The sequence below is a fragment of the Acidovorax sp. 106 genome, assembly GCF_003663825.1.
Classification (GTDB): domain Bacteria; phylum Pseudomonadota; class Gammaproteobacteria; order Burkholderiales; family Burkholderiaceae_C; genus Acidovorax.
This window is the reverse complement of record NZ_RCCC01000001.1, coordinates 3141989-3158596: the sequence shown is the minus strand read 5'-3', so window position 1 is coordinate 3158596 and position 16608 is coordinate 3141989. Positions and strand designations below refer to the sequence as shown.

At 62.0% G+C, this 16608-nt stretch carries 16 protein-coding genes and 2 tRNA genes; 8 read left to right on the top strand and 10 right to left on the bottom strand.

All coding sequences use genetic code 11. The features are described from left to right. The first annotated feature begins 60 nt into the window (after positions 1–60). Positions 61–774 carry a DNA repair protein RadC gene (gene radC / locus C8C98_RS14095; protein ID WP_121454785.1) on the top strand — a complete coding sequence of 238 codons (714 nt, stop codon included), beginning with the start codon at positions 61–63 and terminating at the stop codon, positions 772–774. 311 nt (positions 775–1085) lie between these two features. Then, positions 1086–1736 carry a Smr/MutS family protein gene (locus tag C8C98_RS14090; protein WP_233574688.1) on the top strand — a complete coding sequence of 217 codons (651 nt, stop codon included), beginning with the start codon at positions 1086–1088 and terminating at the stop codon, positions 1734–1736. 161 nt (positions 1737–1897) lie between these two features. Here C8C98_RS14090 and C8C98_RS14085 read toward each other — a convergent pair whose 3' ends face one another. Continuing rightward, on the bottom strand, positions 1898–3991 hold the full coding sequence (locus C8C98_RS14085; protein WP_233574549.1) for a bifunctional 2',3'-cyclic-nucleotide 2'-phosphodiesterase/3'-nucleotidase: 2094 nt from the start codon (positions 3989–3991) through the stop codon (positions 1898–1900). A gap of 168 nt (positions 3992–4159) precedes the next feature. Between C8C98_RS14085 and C8C98_RS14080 the strand changes: the two genes are divergently transcribed. Beyond that, on the top strand, positions 4160–4486 hold the full coding sequence (locus C8C98_RS14080; protein ID WP_121454784.1) for an I78 family peptidase inhibitor: 327 nt from the start codon (positions 4160–4162) through the stop codon (positions 4484–4486). 71 nt (positions 4487–4557) lie between these two features. Here C8C98_RS14080 and hemW read toward each other — a convergent pair whose 3' ends face one another. The 5 genes from hemW to C8C98_RS14055 all read right to left on the bottom strand — a co-directional run bounded on the left by hemW (position 4558) and on the right by C8C98_RS14055 (position 9370). Next, positions 4558–5805, bottom strand: a complete 1248-nt coding sequence (gene hemW / locus C8C98_RS14075) for a radical SAM family heme chaperone HemW (RefSeq protein ID WP_199726597.1) — start codon at positions 5803–5805, stop codon at positions 4558–4560. 27 nt (positions 5806–5832) lie between these two features. Further along, positions 5833–6432: an RdgB/HAM1 family non-canonical purine NTP pyrophosphatase gene (gene rdgB / locus C8C98_RS14070; protein ID WP_121454783.1), complete on the bottom strand. Its 600-nt coding sequence runs from the start codon at positions 6430–6432 to the stop codon at positions 5833–5835. A 65-nt stretch (positions 6433–6497) separates the two neighbouring features. After that, positions 6498–7226: a ribonuclease PH gene (rph, locus tag C8C98_RS14065; RefSeq protein ID WP_121454782.1), complete on the bottom strand. Its 729-nt coding sequence runs from the start codon at positions 7224–7226 to the stop codon at positions 6498–6500. Positions 7227–7368: 142 nt separating this feature from the next. Then, positions 7369–8271, bottom strand: a complete 903-nt coding sequence (locus tag C8C98_RS14060) for a PP2C family serine/threonine-protein phosphatase (protein WP_099658374.1) — start codon at positions 8269–8271, stop codon at positions 7369–7371. Between the two features lie 82 nt (positions 8272–8353). Next, positions 8354–9370, bottom strand: a complete 1017-nt coding sequence (locus C8C98_RS14055) for a serine/threonine-protein kinase (protein WP_099740409.1) — start codon at positions 9368–9370, stop codon at positions 8354–8356. A gap of 75 nt (positions 9371–9445) precedes the next feature. Between C8C98_RS14055 and C8C98_RS14050 the strand changes: the two genes are divergently transcribed. The 4 genes from C8C98_RS14050 (at position 9446) to C8C98_RS14035 (ending at position 13612) form a co-directional block, all read left to right on the top strand. Further along, positions 9446–10363, top strand: coding sequence for a YicC/YloC family endoribonuclease (locus C8C98_RS14050; protein WP_121454781.1), 918 nt, complete (start codon positions 9446–9448; stop codon positions 10361–10363). 36 nt (positions 10364–10399) lie between these two features. Next, positions 10400–11020 carry a guanylate kinase gene (gene gmk / locus C8C98_RS14045; RefSeq protein ID WP_121454780.1) on the top strand — a complete coding sequence of 207 codons (621 nt, stop codon included), beginning with the start codon at positions 10400–10402 and terminating at the stop codon, positions 11018–11020. Positions 11021–11037: 17 nt separating this feature from the next. Then, complete coding sequence (rpoZ, locus tag C8C98_RS14040) at positions 11038–11241, top strand: DNA-directed RNA polymerase subunit omega (RefSeq protein WP_005794722.1); 204 nt, start codon at positions 11038–11040, stop codon at positions 11239–11241. A 94-nt stretch (positions 11242–11335) separates the two neighbouring features. After that, positions 11336–13612 (top strand): bifunctional (p)ppGpp synthetase/guanosine-3',5'-bis(diphosphate) 3'-pyrophosphohydrolase, encoded by a 2277-nt coding sequence (locus C8C98_RS14035; protein WP_121454779.1) that lies wholly within the window; start codon positions 11336–11338, stop codon positions 13610–13612. Between the two features lie 48 nt (positions 13613–13660). Here the strand turns inward: C8C98_RS14035 and greB are convergent, their stop codons facing one another. The 4 genes from greB to hrcA form a co-directional block, all read right to left on the bottom strand. Beyond that, the gene (gene greB, locus C8C98_RS14030) at positions 13661–14224 is read right to left on the bottom strand and encodes a transcription elongation factor GreB (protein ID WP_121454778.1); all 564 of its coding nucleotides are present in this window, start codon (positions 14222–14224) and stop codon (positions 13661–13663) included. A gap of 80 nt (positions 14225–14304) precedes the next feature. Further along, positions 14305–14381: transfer RNA gene (locus tag C8C98_RS14025), tRNA-Arg, on the bottom strand. A 180-nt stretch (positions 14382–14561) separates the two neighbouring features. Beyond that, positions 14562–14638: transfer RNA gene (locus tag C8C98_RS14020), tRNA-Ile, on the bottom strand. 42 nt (positions 14639–14680) lie between these two features. Next, positions 14681–15685: a heat-inducible transcriptional repressor HrcA gene (gene hrcA, locus C8C98_RS14015; RefSeq protein ID WP_121454777.1), complete on the bottom strand. Its 1005-nt coding sequence runs from the start codon at positions 15683–15685 to the stop codon at positions 14681–14683. Positions 15686–15713: 28 nt separating this feature from the next. Here hrcA and C8C98_RS14010 point away from each other — a divergent pair, with 28 nt between their 5' ends. Further along, a complete protein-coding gene (locus C8C98_RS14010; protein WP_099658329.1) occupies positions 15714–16607 on the top strand; it encodes an NAD kinase in 894 nt (297 codons plus the stop codon). Position 16608: the final 1 nt, after the last annotated feature.

Here is a 16608-nt window from a genome sequence, read left to right as displayed (position 1 = left end):
GCTGTGCGCCCAGCCACCCGACCAGCCCGCCCTCCCCCACCTCAGCAACAGACCCGCGCCATGGCCATCAAAGACCTGCCCACCGACGCCCAGCCGCGCGAAAAACTGCTGGCCCGTGGCCCCGCCGCTCTGGCCGATGCCGAGCTGCTGGCCATCTTGCTGCGCACCGGCATCGTGGGCAAAGGCGTGCTGCAAATGGCGCAGGAGCTGCTGGATCCGCCTGCCCTAGACCCGGATACGGGCCACCTCACCGGCGGCTTTGGCGGTATTGCCGGGCTGCTGAACACCAGCGCGGCCGACCTGGAACGCATCAAGGGCCTGGGCCCTGCCAAGCGCGCCGAGCTGGTCGCCGTGCTCGAACTCGCCCGCCGGGCCCTGGCCCAGCAACTGCGCGAGCGCGAGGTGTTCGACTCGCCCAACGCCGTCAAGCACTACCTGCAACTGCATCTGGCCGCCAAGGGGCACGAGGTGTTTGCGGTGCTGTTTCTGGACGCGCAAAACCGCCTGCTGGCGCTGGAGGAGCTGTTTCGCGGCACGCTCACGCAAACCAGCGTCTACCCCCGCGAAGTGGTGCTGCGCGCCCTGCACCACCAGGCCGCCGCCGTGGTGCTGGCCCACAACCACCCCAGCGGCAGCGTGCAGCCCAGCCGGGCCGACGAGGCGCTGACGCAGACCCTCAAAACCACGCTGGCGCTGGTGGATGTGCGTGTGCTGGACCACGTCATCGTGGCGCCGGGCCAGGCCTTGTCGATGGCAGAACAGGGGCTGGTGTGACGCAGCCCACCCCGCCACGGCAGCCGCCCGCAGCCCCCACGGCGCCAGAGCTGGGTGGCGCCCTGGCCGCCGCTTTGACACGCGCGGCGCAGCCCGCCGGACCTGCCAAAGAACCCACAAAACAAGCCGCGAAGACGCCAGCATCCCCCTCTCGCGCAGCGCGCCGGTCGGCCGCCGCAGCCCGCACGGCGGCGCTGCAAGCCTGGCGCCAAACACCGCCGCGCGCACCGTTGCCTAACACCCCAGGCGCGCAAGGCACAACACAGCCCACCAAGGCCCGGCGCACGCCCGCCGCCCCGCGCCGCCCCAGCGTGCGCCTGCACGATTTGCACGACCTGGCCACCGTGGCCCGACAACTGCGCGAAGAGCAACAGCGCGCTGAAGCCGAGGCGCAGGCCCGCCGCGAAGCTGCGGCCCGACAAGCGGCCGAACGCACCCTGTTCAGCCGCGCCGTAGGGCCCATCACGCCCCTGCCCCAGCCCAACCTGGCGCAACTGGAGCCGCAGCTGCCCCCGCCCCTGCCGGTGCAGCACTGGCTGGACGAAGAACGGGTGCTGATGGAATCCATCAGCGATGACTTTGACGTGAGCACCTTGCTCGACACCGATGACCAGCTGAGCTTTCGCCGCACGGGCATCGGGGTGGAGATCACGCGCCGCCTGCGGTCAGGCCACTGGAGCATTCAGCGCCAGCTGGACCTGCACGGCCTGCGCGTGGATGAGGCCCGCGAGGCCCTGGGCGACTTCATTCGCCATGCCCACAAGCTGGGCGTGCGCTGCGTGCGCGTGGTGCACGGCAAGGGCCTGGGCTCGCCCGGCAAAAGCCCAGTGCTCAAAGGGCGCGTGCAGGGCTGGCTGGTGCAAAAGAAGGAAGTGCTGGCCTTTGTGCAGGCCCGCCCCATGGATGGCGGCGCCGGGGCGCTGCTGGTGCTGCTGCAGCCTGCGGGCGGGCGCAACACCTGAGGCCCTGAATTTTTATTGAAACAGGCTATAGCGCTTTAACCACAAGCGCTAGCAGCTATATATTTAATAGCAAAAGCAAAGCCACCCCATAGATGCCTACGGGGTGGCTCCCATCCGATACCTCAGCAGCCGCCCGCCCATCAGGCGGACGGCCGACCGGCTTACTTGGACAAATCCACGGCGTACTTGGAAGTGCCCTTGCCACTGCCATCGTCCGCCGCCACCAGGCTCACATTGGCCAGGCCTGCAGCCTGCGCCACGGCCAGCCCGTTAGCGCCCGAGCTGAACACCACCGGCCCGGCCACGCTCACCTTGGCAAAGCGCCAGCTCTTGGCGGCGCCGTTGGCGGTGCGCGTCACGGCGGGGTTCTTGCGGATGTACTCGATCACCACGTCGCGGTTGGCATCGGGCGAGGCCCAGATCGTGCCCGAGCCGTCGAGCTTGTCGATGAAGCTCTTGCCGCTGGTGGCGCGGTAGTTGTTGGTGGCGATCACGAACTCCTGCGCGGGGTCCATGGCCTTGCCCAGGTAGGTCAGGTTCTTGATGCGGCTGCCCTTGGCCTGCGTCACGTCAATGGCGTACTGCACATCGGCCGTGGTGAACATGTCGAAGTTGTAGCCGGGGAAGGTGCTGATGAGCGCCTGCTCGGTGGTCTTGGCCGGGTCGATCTGGTTGAAGCGCTGGGCAGCGGCTTCCAGCCAGTTCTTGATGTCGGCGCCGTTCACCTTCACCGCGTACACGGTGTTGGGGTACAGGTACAAGTCGGCCGCGTTGTTGATGGCCAGTGGGCCCACCGCCACGTCGGTGTAGTCCGCCCCGCCCTGGAAGCCGCTCTTGAACGGCGCACTGACCGACAGCACCGGCAATGCGGCGTACTGCGGCAGATTGGCCTTGATGTAGGTGGCCACGTAAGTCTGCTGGGCCTGGTTGACGATCTGGATCGCGCCTGGGTCACCCACATCGGCAAACAGCGTGCTCATGCGGAAGTCGGTCTGACCGATGGGTGTCTTCACATACTTGATCGCAGCCTGGTGCTGCGTCTCGATCAGTGGGGCAATGGTGGCGTCCGCATCCACATAGACCGTGGCGCCTGCGGCGTTCTTGCTCTGGATGTTGCGCAGCTCGCTCTTGCTGGCGGTCTTGTTGACCACCCACTTGCTGCCATCCCATTGCAGCGCCAGTTGCACCACGCCCAGGGCCTTGCCCCACGAGCTGGCCATCACAGCGGGCACGCCATTGATGGTGCCCGCCTTGTGGTCCACGCCTGGCAGGTTGAAGCTGGGGGTGGCTGCCGTGTCAGGGAACACACCGTGCTGGTGGCCCATCACCATCGCATCGATACCCGCAACCTTCGACAGGTGCAGGCCGGGGTTCTCCATGGTGGGCGAGTAGGCCGCGCTATCGAGCCCGCCGTGCAGCAGCGCCACGACGATGTCAGCGCCCTTGGCGCGCAGCTCGGGCACGTACTTGGTGGCCGACTCGACCGCGCCTTCGGTGTAGACCTTGCCTTCGAGGTAGCGCTTGTCCCAGTTCATGATGCCAGGGGTCGTGAAGCCGATCACGCCGATCTTGATGGGCAGCTTCACCTCATTGCCGTCAGTGCCTTTGGCCACCACCGTGCGCTCCAGCAGCGTGTAGGGCTGCACCAGCGGCTTCTTGGTCTTGCTGCTATACACGTTGGCCAGAACAGCGGGGTAGCCCGCGCCTGCGCATTTCTTGGTGGCGTCCACACCGTCCACATCCAGCCCACCGCCCAGCACCTGGTTCAAAAAGGGCAGGCCGTAGTTGAACTCGTGGTTGCCCAGCGTACCCGCGTCAAAGCCCAGGGCGCCCATGGCCTTGTACATCGACAGTTGTTGCGTGCAGGGGATGGGGCTGATGGTGGCCTCGTAGTCGGCCAGCGCGGTGCCCTGGATGGTGTCGCCGTTGTCCACCAGCAAGGTGTTGGCAAACTCTTTGCGCGCGGCACGCACCAGCGTCGCGGTGCGCTCAAAGCCATAGCTCTTGTCCTCGGCCAGCTTGAAGTAGTCGTAGCTGCGCACGTTGAAGTGCAGGTCGGTCGTCTCCAGCACTGCCAGGGTGGCCGTGGCACCGGCGTTGGACGGGCCACCATCGCTGCCACCGCAGGCAGTGAGCAGGGCCGCAGATGTGGCGATGGCCACCACGCCCAGCGCGGCGGTGCGGCGCGACAAGTGCCCAGGGTGCCCGTGCTGGGCGGGGTGAGCAGAGCGGAACACAAAGGTCTTTATCGACATGGGGAACCCAGGAAGAAACAAAACCACGAGTGTGTAAAGACAGTTTGACAGCGCTGTGACGCTGCTGGCACCCAAGCCAGCCAGCGCACAGCCCGTTACGCGCCGACACCGCAGCCCAGTCCAACTGCGCTATGGTGTGGTTCATTTTTCGGCACTAGGAGTATTGGTATGAGACACACCCTCTGGATGGTGGCCTGCAGCACCGTGGCCGCTGGTTTGATGGCAGGCTGCGCAGGCCACGGCGCAGGCGCCAACCCCACCCCGACCGCACCCGGCGCCCCGCCCGTGGGCGGGCAGTGCAATGCAGCGCCCGCGCAGTCGTTTGTGGGCAAGGACAGCACCGCCAGCGTGGTCGAAGCGGCACGCGTGCAATCCGGCGCCCACATGGCGCGGGTGCTGCGGCCCGGCCAGCTGATCACCAAGGAATACAACGAGCAGCGCCTGAACCTGCTGGTGGACGACAGCGGCCGCATCACCGCCGTGCGCTGCGGCTGAGCGGGGTTGCTGCGGGGCAAGGGCTGGCGGGTCAGTGACGGACCTGCGTCGCGCAGATCGCCAGGCCCTGCTCAGTCCGCCAAAAACAATTCCTGCAGGTCGCTCAAAAAGTCAAAGCCCCGCTCGGTGGGGCGTACCTGCACGCCCTCGCGCACGATCAAGCCCTTGCGCTCTGCGGCCTCCAGCCCCTTGGCAATGGCGCTGATCGGCAAGCCAGTGCGTTCGGTGAACTCGGGCAGCGCAAACCCACCACGCAGGCGCAGCGCGTTGAGCATGTATTCAAACGGCAAATCTGCCCGGCGCACATCGTCGTCCTGCGCCACGGCGTGGCCGGCCAGGGCGTTGTCCATGTAGCGGGCCGGGTCACGAAAACGCACCTGCCGCACCACCCGGTGCGCAAAGCTGAGCTTGCTGTGCGCGCCCGCACCAATGCCCAGGTAGTCGCCAAACTGCCAGTAGTTGGTGTTGTGAAAGCACGGGTGGCCCTCACGGGCATAGGCCGAAATCTCGTACCGCGACAGCCCTGCAGCGCCCGTCATCTCGGTGATGCGGTCGAGCATGGCGTAGGCCAGGTCGTCCTCAGGGATGGCGGGCGGGAACTTGGCGAAGTAGGTGTTGGGCTCGATGGTCAGGTGGTAGATGGAGATGTGCGGCGGCGCCAGTTGCAGCGCCTGCTGCATGTCCTGCTCCATCTGCGCCAGAGTCTGGCCCGGCAGCGCGTACATGATGTCGAGATTGAAGGTGTCGAACGCGCTGGCAGCCTCTTGCACCGCCGCCAGGGCTTGCGAGCGGTCGTGCACACGGCCCAGGGCCTTCAGGTGCGCGTCGTTGAAGCTCTGCACCCCGATGGACAGGCGCGTGACGCCCGCGCTGCGGTAGGCACGAAACCGGTCCTTCTCAAACGTGCCGGGGTTGGCCTCCATGGTGATCTCGCAGTCAGCCTCCAGCCGCAAGCGGGCGCGGATGTCGCTGAGCAGGCGATCTATCGCCTGCGGTGCGAAAAGGCTGGGCGTGCCGCCCCCGATAAAGATGCTGTGCACCGAGCGGCCCCAGATCAGCGGCAGCGCGGCCTCCAGGTCGGCCATGAGCGCGTCGATGTAGCGCTGCTCTGGCACCTCACCCGCCGCATGACCACCGCGCGCTTCGTGCGAATTGAAGTCGCAATAAGGGCACTTCTTCAGGCACCAGGGCAGATGCACGTACAGCGACAGCGGCGGCAGGCTGGTCAGCTGCAGCAGGCCGGGGCGCATGTAGTGCTGGATGTCGCGCACCACGGCGGGGGCGTCGTCGGTGTGCGGGGCAATAGGGATATGGGTCACAGGCAGGCTCTTCTCACCACTCAATGTTCAAAACCAGCGCTCACGCATCAAGCTCAGCATCTGCACGGCGGAGCGGCCACGGTGGCTGTTAGCGTTCTTCACCTCCACGGGCAGCTCAGCAAAGGTCTTGCCAAATTCAGGGATGAACATGATCGGGTCGAACCCAAAGCCATTGCTGCCACGCGGTTCGGTGGTGATCTCGCCCACCACGCGGCCCACGGCAATCAGCGGCTCGGGGTCTTGCGGGCTGCGTACGGCCACCAGGGTGCTGACCATGGCGGCGCGGCGGTTGGCCACGCCCTGCAGTTGCTCCAGCAATGCGCGCACGTTGTTGGCATCGCTTTTTTCGTAGCCGAACTGGGTGCAGTAGTAGGCCGTATCGACGCCCGGCAGGCCGCCAAAGGCGTCCACACACATGCCTGCATCGTCGGCCAGCGCGGGCAGGCCTGTGTGCTGCGAGGCGAAGCGCGCCTTGGTCAGCGCGTTCTCGACAAAGGTGCGAAAGGGTTCTTCGGCCTCGCCCACACCCAGGTCGCCCTGGCGCACCAGTTCCACGCCCAGCGGGGCGAACATGGCCTGCAGCTCGGCGAGCTTGCCCTGGTTGTTGGATGCCAATACGAGTTTCATAGTCAAATCAGGCCTTAGCGCTTATTTACCAAGCGCTAGAAGCTATCAAATAAATAGCAAATAAATTAAACGGCCAGTGCTTGCTGCTGCCGTTGGATCAGCTCGGCAATGCCCTTTTCGGCCAGCGCCAGCAGTTGGTCCATTTCCTTGCGGGTAAAGGCCACGCCTTCGGCCGTGCCCTGCACTTCCACGTAGTGGCCCGCACCGGTCATCACCACGTTCATGTCGGTGTCGCAGCCCACGTCTTCCACATACTCCAGATCGAGCAGCGGCGTGCCTTGCACGATGCCCACCGAGATGGCGGCCACGGGCTCGCGCAGGGGTGACTGGGTGATCTTGCCCGCTGCGATCAGCGTGTTCACCGCGTCTTGCGCAGCCACCCACGCGCCGGTGATGGCGGCGGTGCGGGTGCCGCCATCGGCCTGGATCACATCGCAGTCGAGCTGGATGGTGCGCTCGCCCAGCAGCTTCAAGTCAAACACCGCGCGCAGCGAGCGGCCGATGAGGCGCTGGATCTCTTGCGTGCGGCCGTTTTGCTTGCCGCGTGCGGCCTCGCGGTCGCTGCGGGTGTGGGTGGCGCGGGGCAGCATGCCGTATTCGGCCGTCACCCAGCCCTCACCACTGCCGCGCTTGTGCGGGGGCACGCGCTCTTCCACCGAGGCAGTGCACAGCACCTTGGTGTTGCCAAACTCGATGAGCACCGAGCCCTCGGCGTGCATGGTGTAGTGGCGGGTGATGCGCACGGGGCGCAGCTGGTCGGCGGCGCGTTGGCCGGAGCGTTGGAAGGTGGTCATGGCACAAGCGATGGCATCGCAAAAGAAAAGACAGGAAAAGACAGGAGCAGGCAAGGCTGCAATGGAGCGCCAAGGGCGGACCAGGGCCGCCAATAGACACCAGTAGCCACCAATAGCCCCGGTGCAAAAGGGTCAGCGCCCCTCAACCCCTGCGGGCAGCAGAGCGGCGGATGGCTTCGTTGATTTCAGCGATCGAGCGCTCGATGGCGGCGTCGTCCAGGTCATCGACCAAGCCATCCAGCGGCCCTGCCTGGATGGTGGAGGCGAACACATCGTCGCTGATGCTGTCGGTGGACACGCCCTGGGTCGATTCAAACGCATCGGGCGTTTCCCATTCCAGCGCCACCACCGTCACGTTGTCGCTGCTTTCGCCTGCCTTGCGCAGCGCTTCTTCGACCAGGTCGGGCACGGCATGCGACACCGCCTGGCGGGCCATTTGCTTGGCGATTTCTTCGTCGCTCAAGGTTCCCCACAGGCCATCCGAGCACAGCAGAATGCGGTCGCCCTGCTCCAGGTACACCGGGCCGGTGATGTCGTAGATGGGCTTGGTCGGCGAGCCCAGGCAGGTGAACAACACGTTGCGGTTGATGCGGTCCAGCCCAGGGGGCGGCGCGTTGCGCAGCTCCAGGTACGAGTGGTCGCGCGTGCGGGTCAGCAGCTCACCATCGCGCACCATGTACAGGCGCGAGTCGCCGCAATGGATCCACGAGGCAGAGCCGCCCTGCAGCACCGCAGCCACCAGCGTGGTGCGCGGCGTGTCGATCATGCCCTTCTCGGAGGCGTACCGCAGAATCTGGTGGTGGGCCGCCAGCAGTGCGCCCGACAGGAATTCCTGCACATCCTGAATCTGGGGCTTGGCTTGGCGCTGGAACAGGGCCGACACGGTTTGCAGCGCGATTTGCGCAGCCACTTCCCCCTCGGGGTGGCCGCCCATGCCGTCGGCCAAAACAAACAGGCCCGATTCGCGCGTGTAGCAATAGCCCATGCGGTCTTCGTTCTTTTCGCGGCCACCACGGCGGCTGATCTGGAAAACCGAAAATTTCATAGCGACTCACGCAAACAGGGATGCACGCAGGCATCGTCAATGAAGATGTGCCTTGCCCCAACCCGCTTTGCGTGGGTCGCCTTCATTTGGGCTTGGCTCCGATGCCGGTGGCTTCACCCACCTTTTGCACGTTCTTTTTGGTGTCAGACACCAGGGTGTCCAGCTGCAGGCGCATTTTTTCCGCCACCGTGAGCTTGGTGTAACGGCGCTCGCCCTCGCGGCTCAGTTCCTTTTGCAAGGCAAACACAGACTGCGGGCGCGACAAGGGGTCCAGCGCCATGCACCACTCCACCACCTCGATCAGGTTGTCAGAGTACACGCCACGCAGCTTGGTCAATGCCAGAGACAGGCGGTCTTTTTCGATGCGCTGCGGCGCCTCGTTGGGCGGAAAACCTTGCATGCAGGCGTAGATGCAGGCGCCAATGGCGTAGATGTCCGTCCATGGCCCCATGGAGGAGTCACGCCGGTACATCTCGGGGGCCGCAAAGCCGGGGGTGTACATCGGGCGGATGAAGTTGCCCTCTTTGCTCAGCACTTCGCGTGCCGCGCCAAAGTCAATCAACACGGCCTTGTTGTCGTCGGTGATGAAGATATTGGCGGGCTTGATATCGAGGTGCAGCATCTTGTGCTGGTGCACGATGCGCAAGCCGCGCAGCACCTCGTCAAACAGCGAGCGGATGGTGGACTCGCGAAAGACCTTCTGCGTCTTCAAATCGCGTGCGGTGATGATGAAATCCTGCAGGGTCGCGCCCTCCAGATAATTCATCACCATGTAGACGGTTTCGTTTTCTCGAAAGAAGTTGAGCACGCTGACCACCGAGGCGTGCGAGATCTGAGCCAGCGAGCGCCCTTCTTCAAAGAAGCTTTTGAGCCCCAGTCGGTACAGCGAGAGCTTTTCGGAGGGTACCTTGGGCAGCAACTCGCCCGGGCCGCGCGTGGCCAGAGACGATGGCAGGTATTCCTTGATAGCGACCTGTTGGCCCTCAGGGTCCATGGCGAGGTACACCACACCAAAGCCCCCCGAGGAGACCCTGCGAACCACGCGGTACCCACCAAGAACGGTGTCTGGCGGCAATGGAGCCGGCTTGATTTTTGACATATTTTGCGAAGATGACTCGGGGGTAAGGCGGAACCCGGATAATCGCCGGATCGCAAGCAACCATCAAAAAGTCCAATGCCAGTTTACAGCATGACCGGATACGCCAGTGCACAGCAAGGCGCGTCTGCCGCTGGCGCTGAAACCGAGGGCCGCGCCCCCCAAAATCGCAGGCTGGGCCTGGAGATCCGTTCGGTCAACAGCCGCTTTCTGGACCTGTCCTTTCGCCTGCCCGACGACCTGCGCGCGCTGGAGCCCACACTGCGCAGCCTGCTCACAGCCCGCCTCAAGCGCGGCAAGGTCGAAGTGCGCGCGGCCATCGAAAACGAAGACAGCAACACCCTGCAAGACCCGCCAGCGCGCCTGCTGCAGCGCCTCAACACCTTGCAAGATTCCGTCAAGGCCTGGCTGCCAGGCGCCGCGCCGCTGAGCGTGGCAGATGCCCTGCGCCTGTGCGCCAACGCCAACACCGGATCGGAAGACTGGAGCGAAGCCGTGCCAGCGCTGGCCGAAGAAGCCCTCACCGCCCTGTTGTCTGCCCGCGAGCGCGAAGGCAAGCGCCTGGCCGCCATGGTGCTGGACCGCGCCAAACAGCTGCGCGCGCTGGCCCAGCAAGCCGTGCCGCTGGTGCCCCAACTGGTGGAGCAGCAACGCCAGCGCTTCATGGAGCGCTGGAAAGAAGCCATGGCTTTGACCGACGGCTCCACCCTGCCCGAAGCAGCCCGCGACCGTGCGTTGACCGAAGCCACCGCCTTTGCCATCCGCATTGATGTGGCAGAAGAAATCACGCGACTGGAATCGCACCTGGACGAGATCGAGCGCCTCTTGAAAAAGGGCGGAGAAGTCGGCAAGCGCCTGGACTTTCTCATCCAGGAATTGCACCGCGAAGCCAACACCATGGGCTCCAAATCTGCAGCACTGGACCTGACCCGCATCAGCGTGGACATGAAGGTGCTGATCGAGCAGATGCGCGAACAAGTGCAAAATATCGAGTAACACTCATTTTTTGATAGCGCTTAGCGCTTACCAGCTATGGACTATCCCGGAAATTTATTCGTTGTTGCAGCCCCCAGCGGGGCGGGCAAATCCAGCCTTGTCAAAGCCCTTCTGGAGCTAGACTCCCACGTTCACCTATCGATCTCTCATACCACCCGCGCGCCCCGCGGACAGGAAAAGCATGGTCGCAACTACTACTTTGCATCTCAGTCCGAATTTGACGCCATGGTGCAGGGCAACGCTTTCGTAGAGTGGGCGCATGTGCACGGTAACCGCTACGGCACGTCCAAAAAAGCCATCGAAGATCGGATTGCCCAAGGAGCTGACGTGATCCTGGAAATCGACTTTCAAGGCGCACTCCAAGTCAAACAGGCCTTTGCCAATGCGGTACTGGTGTTCATCCTGCCCCCGAGCTGGGAAGAATTGCGCTCCCGCCTGGAACGACGCGGCGAAGACTCGCCAGAAACCATCGAGTTGCGACTGAAAAATGCAGCCACCGAGATGGAACAGGTCAACAAATTCGACTTCGTTATAATCAACGAGTTGTTTGAGCGCGCGCTTTTCGACCTGAAAGCCGTAGTTCACGCCCAGCGACTCAAGTACGCCGCACAGCGCCGCGCCCGTGCTGACACCTTCAAGTCGCTCAATATCACCTGAATCCCCGGAGTAAAACGATGGCACGCATCACCGTAGAAGACTGTCTGGAAAAGATCCCCAACCGCTTCCAGCTTGTGTTGGCCGCCACGTACCGCGCACGCATGCTGAGCCAAGGCCACGCCCCTCGCATCGAAAGCCGCAACAAGCCTGCCGTGACAGCCCTGCGCGAAATCGCCGAAGGCAAAGTCGGCCTGGAAATGCTCAAGAAGGTTCCCGGTTGAGCTTGGTCAGGCAATGCCCTCCGAAAAGCACCGCTCTGCGGTGCTTTTTTTTGCGTCCCCGTCGGCCCTCGCGCTCCCACGCTACATTTAAGGCATGAACGCGGTGCTCAATTCAACTTCTGCAACGCAGACCCGACCTGGCGACAGCCAAACCCCTGCCAGCCAAACCGCTGCAGCCGCTAACGCAGCTGCAGCCAGCTTTGCTGCGCTGACAGAAAACCTGGACTACCTGGATGCCAGCAGCATTGAGCAGGTACGCCAGGCTTATCGCTTTGCAGATGAGGCCCACCTGGGCCAGTTACGCAACAGCGGCGAGCCCTACATCACCCACCCCATCGCAGTGGCCGCCCAATGCGCCACCTGGAAGCTGGATGCCCAAGCCCTGATGGCGGCACTGCTCCACGACGCCATGGAAGATTGCGGCGTGACCAAGGCCGACCTGATCGACCGCTTTGGCGCGCCAGTGGCCGAACTGGTGGACGGGCTGACCAAGCTGGACAAGCTGCAGTTCAACACCCGCGAAGAAAACCAGGCCGAGTCTTTTCGCAAAATGCTGCTGGCCATGGCACGCGACGTACGTGTCATCCTCATCAAGCTGGCCGACCGCACGCACAACATGCGCACGCTATCGGATATGCCGCGCAGCAAATGGGGGCGCATTTCCTCCGAGACCCTCGAAATCTATGCCCCCATCGCGCACCGCCTGGGGCTGAACCAGACTTATCGGGAGTTGCAAGACCTGTCTTTCAGGCACCTGCACCCTTGGCGCTACGCCACGCTGTCCAAAGCCGTGAACAAATCACGCAACCGGCGACGCGATCTGGTGCAAAAAGTGCAAACAGAAGTCGATGCCGCCTTCAATCGCATCGGCATGAAGGTCCGTCTCGCGGGCCGCGAGAAAACGCTGTACGCCATCTACCAAAAGATGGACCTCAAGCACCTGAGCTTTGCGCAGGTCACAGACATCTACGGCTTTCGCGTGATCGTGCCCACGGTGACTGACTGTTATACCGCCCTGGGGGTTTTGCACCAGATGTACAAGCCGGTGCCAGGTAAGTTCAAGGACCACATTGCGATTGCCAAGCTCAATGGCTACCAGTCCTTGCACACCACCCTGGTAGGCCCATCCGGGGTGAACATTGAGTTCCAGATGCGAACCGACGAAATGCATGTGATTGCAGAGGCTGGTGTGGCTGCGCATTGGCTGTACAAGGCACAAGACGCAGAGGGCACATCGGCCGAGCGCCTGGGCACCAAGTGGCTGCAATCGCTGCTGGATATTCAGAATGAAACCCGGGACGCGGCCGAATTCTGGGACCACGTCAAAGTGGATCTGTTCCCAGACGCCGTGTACGTCTTCACCCCCAAGAGCCAAATCATGGCCCTACCCCGTGGCGCGACCTTGGTGGATTTTGCTTACGCCATCCACAGCAACGTGGGCGACCGCACGACAGCAGCCAAGATCAACAATGAGCAGGTTCCCCTGCGCACCGAGCTCAAGAACGGCGACGTGGTGGAAATCATCACAGCCCCCGTGTCCACACCAAACCCCGCTTGGCTGGGGTTTGTGCGCACGGGGCGTGCACGCTCCAAGATTCGCCACTACCTCAAAACCCTGGCCCAAACCGAGTCCGAGGGCCTGGGCGAAAAGCTGCTCACCCAGGCTATTCGGGCAGAGGGCCTGGAGCAACTGCCGCCGGATGAAGGCGACACACATGTCCTATGGGAGAGACTGCTGCGATTCACGGGCAACCGCAATCGCAGTGAGCTGATGACAGACCTGGGACTGGGCAAGCGCATCGCAGGCATCGTGGCCAAACGGCTGGTGGTGCTGCTGAGCGAAACCGGGCATCGCCCTGACGCACTGCTGCTCACCCGAGAACGCTACACCTCGCACGAGACGCTGTCACAGGGGGCCGTCACACTGGATGGCAGTGAAAATGCGTCCGTGCAGTACGCGCCTTGCTGCCGCCCTGTGCCCGGGGATCGCATCGTGGGCTACCTAGGACGCGGCGAAGGGCTGGTTGTACACAACGCCCACTGCAGTGTGGCCAAGCGGCTGCAACACAAAGACAGTGAACGCTTTATCGCAGTGGACTGGGCCGATGAACCAACACGGATGTTTGAAACCGGCGTGGTGGTCACCGTTGCCAATGGCAAGGGCGTGCTGGCTCGCATAGCGCAGGAACTCGCCAACTCCGAAGCGGACATCACCCATGTGGACATGGACGATGAAGTCGCCCTGGACACCACGGACCTGCGCTTCATCGTCGCCGTCAGAGACCAGGCCCACCTGGAAGCCGCCTTGCGCAACCTCCGCCGCACCCAGGCCGTCCTCCGTGCTTCGCGGATCACTCCGCAAGCCACCTGACAACCACAAGCACCTCAAGCCATCCACCAATCCAGGATGGCTTGGGTCTCAACTGGGCAATGCAGGCTTTGGATAAATCACGGACAAAACCTCCAACGACCTCACCCCGCCCGGCGTAGGCAAAGGCACCTCATCGCCCACACGCGCCTTGAGCAGCGCACGCGCTACTGGAGAAATCCAACTGACTTGGCCTGCATGGCTGTCGGCCTCGTCAATCCCCATGATAGTGATGGTGCGATCGATGCCCTCATCGTCGCCATAGGTGACCGTTGCGCCAAAGAAGACTTGGTCACTGCCAGCATGCAAACTGGGATCGACCACCTCGGCAATCTCCAGTCGCTTGGTCAAAAATCGAATGCGCCGGTCTATCTCGCGTAGGCGCTTTTTGCCATACAGGTAGTCCCCATTCTCCGAGCGGTCGCCATTGCTGGCCGCCCAGTGCACCGTCTCAACCATCTTGGGCCGCTCGCTGTCGATGAGGTCCAGTAGCTCAGAACGCAAACGGGCATATCCCGCGGGGGTGATGTAGTTTTTTCCACCGGCTGGGATGGGCGGCAGAGCGACTTCATCACCCTCATCTCCATCAGACTCTTTGGTAAAGGCTTTACTCATAGCGCGCTCATCCCCAAAAAGAATCAAGCGATCAGACAAATGAAAAAGCCTGCAACTTTTCAGTTGCAGGCTTTAAACATTGGTGCGGCTGGCAGGAATCGAACCCACGACCCCTTGGTTCGTAGCCAAGTACTCTATCCAGCTGAGCTACAGCCGCTAAGCTTTGAATTATAGCATAAATTTTTATAACTCTAAAAATTTATGCAACTTGTTTTTGCCAACTTAACGAAGACATCAACTTCATCGCATGCCTCAGATTGTAATGCACTCTGATGGGTATTTTCCCCAAAACCTCAACTTTTCATAAAAAAGTAAGAGAACAAACAACCGCTGGCTTTGGTAGGGCGTGACAGACTTGAACTGTCGACCAAAGGATTATGAGTCCTCTGCTCTAACCAACTGAGCTAACGCCCCGGTACCAACCCGCTCTCGCGGAAGCCCCGGATTGTAAGGTGTTTATTTGCGGTAGCTGAGCGCGTTGGAAACCAACTTGGAGGTGATGTCCACGATCTGAATCATCTTGTCATACGGCATGCGCGTAGGCCCGATCACCCCCAGAGTGCCAACCACTTTGCCATCGACTTCGTAGGGCGCACTTACAACAGACAGCTCTTCAAATGGTACCACTTGGCTCTCACCGCCAATATAGATACGCACACCCTCCGCCTGGCTGGAGATGTCGAGCAACCGCAGTATCTGCGTCTTTTGCTCAAAAAGGTCGAAGGCCCTGCGCAGGTTGCCCATGTCGCTAGAGAAGTCACTGACGGACAGCAGGTTGCGCTCACCAGAAATCACGACTTCATCTTGCGCTTGTGAAAGCACCTCAGAGCTGACAGTCACCGCCGCTTGCATCAATGCGGCGATTTCCCCCCGCAGCAAATCCACCTCTGACTTGAGGCGCTCGCGCACCTGCTCCATTGCAAGCCCCGCATAGTGGGCATTGAGAAAATTGGCGGCCTCTATCAACTGTGACTGGGAATAGTCGGCGTCCGTAAAGATCACGCGGTTCTGAACATCACCTTCAGGGGAGACAATGATGACCAGAAAGCGTCGCTCAGAGAGCCGCAAGAACTCAATGTGCCGAAACACCGAGGTACGGCGCGGAGCCATGACCACGCCTACAAACTGAGACAAGTTTGAGAGCAGATGGGCTGCATTGGCAATGACCTTTTGCGGCTGCTCTGGCCTCAGTTGTGGCGTATCCAGTCCATCGCGCTGAACCGTGAGCATCGTGTCCACAAAAAGCCGATAGCCCCGAGCGGTCGGAATACGCCCGGCGGAGGTGTGCGGGCTGGCGATCAGTCCCAGCTCTTCCAGATCCGACATCACATTGCGGATCGTGGCTGGCGAAAGATCCAGCCCAGACGCACGTGAAAGGGTGCGCGAGCCTACGGGCTGCCCATCAGCGATATAGCGCTCGACAAGCGCTTTGAGCAACAACTTGGCACGGTCATCGAGCATTGTTTGATTTTAATGATGTAATTTCCAAATGACCCCGAAACTCCGTCGCGTCGCCTTGATTGGCAAATACCAAGCCTCTGCAGCGTCCGGCATGACTGACAGCAGCTTGCAGGCTCTGGAAGAAATTGCCAGCTTCATGACCCATATGGGCTGTGAAGTCATGCTGGAGGCTGAGACCGCTGCGAACACAGGTCTGCGGCAATATGCGTCCATAGAGGTTGATGCGATTGCCAACTGTGATGTCGGGCTGGTCGTTGGAGGTGACGGCACCATGCTTGGGATTGCCAGAAGGCTTGCTCGGCACGGTACGCCGCTGATTGGGATTAACCAAGGTCGATTGGGTTTTATCACCGATATCCCTTTCGATGCCTATCAAACCACACTGGGGCCCATGTTGCGAGGTGAATATGAAGAAGATTCCCGGCCATTGATGCACGCCAGAGTCATGCGCAACGATGAAATGGTTTTCGAAGCCTTTGCCATGAACGATGTGGTGGTAAACCGAGGCGGAACCTCTGGCATGGTGGAGTTGCGCGTGGAAGTGGGAGGCAGATTCGTATCCAATCAGCGTGCTGACGGCTTGATCATTGCATCACCTACGGGGTCCACAGCGTACTCTTTGTCTGCTGGCGGCCCCATGCTTCACCCCTCCATTCCGGGCTGGGTGCTGGTTCCTATTGCCCCCCACACATTGTCCAATCGCCCCATTGTTCTATCTGACGCGACCGAGGTGGCGGTGGAAGTGGTGAGCGGACGCGATGTCAGCGCCAATTTTGATATGCAATCGCTGGCCTCGCTTCAGCACGGAGATCGCATCCTTGTGCGCAGGTCGGAACATTGCGTGCGCTTTTTGCATCCGGTCGGCTGGAACTACTTTGCGACATTGAGGAAAAAGCTCCGCTGGAATGAGGGAGGGTCCTGAC